The 1511-nt window shown below is 45.9% G+C and carries 1 rRNA gene; it reads left to right on the top strand.

From position 1 onward, the window contains the following. Nucleotides 1-240: 240 nt before the first annotated feature. Nucleotides 241-1511, top strand: a 23S ribosomal RNA gene (locus tag DV356_RS09755); the annotation flags it as partial.

Genomic DNA, 1511 nt, shown 5'->3' with positions numbered 1-1511 from the left:
TGTTCTTTAAAAAATTGGAAACAAGCTGAAAACAAGAGATTTTCGAGAGAAAGTCTGAGTAGGCAAAACAGAAAAGTGAAAAGAGGGAACGGAAAAGGAAACTCTAAAAACAAAACCTGTTTTGCATAAAATCTTGATTGAACAAAAGCAATCAAGTGTTTAGTTGAATAAAAATACGCATCAAATTGACCGCACTTTGAAGTGAAAACGTAAAGTGATTGAAAACATTTGAGGTTGTATAGTTAAGTGACTAAGCGTACAAGGTGGATGCCTTGGCAATCAGAGGCGAAGAAGGACGTGCTAATCTGCGAAAAGCTTGGATGAGTCGATAAGAGGCGTTTAATCCAAGATATCCGAATGGGGAAACCCAGTAGATGAAGAATCTACTATCAACAAGTGAATTCATAGCTTGTTGAGGCAAACCGGGAGAACTGAAACATCTAAGTACCCCGAGGAAAAGAAATCAACCGAGATTTCGTCAGTAGCGGCGAGCGAAAGCGAAAGAGCCAGTAAGTGATAGCAGTATAGTGAGGAGAATGTGTTGGGAAACACAATCAAAGAGGGTGATAATCCCGTATCTAAAAACCATATTGTGGTACTAAGCTAACGAGAAGTAGGGCGGGACACGTGATATCCTGTTTGAAGAAGGGGGGCCCATCCTCCAAGGCTAAATACTCCTGATTGACCGATAGTGAACCAGTACTGTGAAGGAAAGGCGAAAAGAACCCCGGTGAGGGGAGTGAAATAGAACCTGAAACCTTGTACGTACAAGCAGTGGGAGCCCCATCACTTAATCCGATTGGAAGGTGATGAAAAGCAACCGCACTTAAACAATGGTAAGAGGAGCGAAGCGAGTCAAACCACCCAAAAGAAGCAGTGGGATTAAGTGATGGGGTGACTGCGTACCTTTTGTATAATGGGTCAGCGACTTATATTTTGTAGCGAGGTTAACTGAATAGGGGAGCCGAAGGGAAACCGAGTCTTAACTGGGCGAAGAGTTGCAAGGTATAGACCCGAAACCCGGTGATCTAGCCATGGGCAGGTTGAAGGTTGGGTAACACTAACTGGAGGACCGAACCGACTAATGTTGAAAAATTAGCGGATGACTTGTGGCTGGGGGTGAAAGGCCAATCAAACCGGGAGATAGCTGGTTCTCCCCGAAATCTATTTAGGTAGAGCCTTGAGGTGACACCTTTGGGGGTAGAGCACTGTTTCGGCTAGGGGGCCATCCCGGCTTACCAACCCGATGCAAACTACGAATACCAAAGAGTGATACTCAGGAGACACACGGCGGGTGCTAACGTCCGTCGTGGAGAGGGAAACAACCCAGACCGCCAGCTAAGGTCCCCAAGTCTATATTAAGTGGGAAACGAAGTGGGAAGGCTTAGACAGCTAGGATGTTGGCTTAGAAGCAGCCATCATTTAAAGAAAGCGTAATAGCTCACTAGTCGAGTCGGCCTGCGCGGAAGATGTAACGGGGCTGAAATATAGCACCGAAGCTGCGGCATCAG

It is taken from the genome of Haemophilus influenzae, from assembly GCF_003494325.1.
In the GTDB taxonomy this organism is placed as follows: Bacteria; Pseudomonadota; Gammaproteobacteria; order Enterobacterales; family Pasteurellaceae; genus Haemophilus; species Haemophilus influenzae_I.
This window is presented reverse-complemented; position numbering and strand designations above follow the sequence as displayed.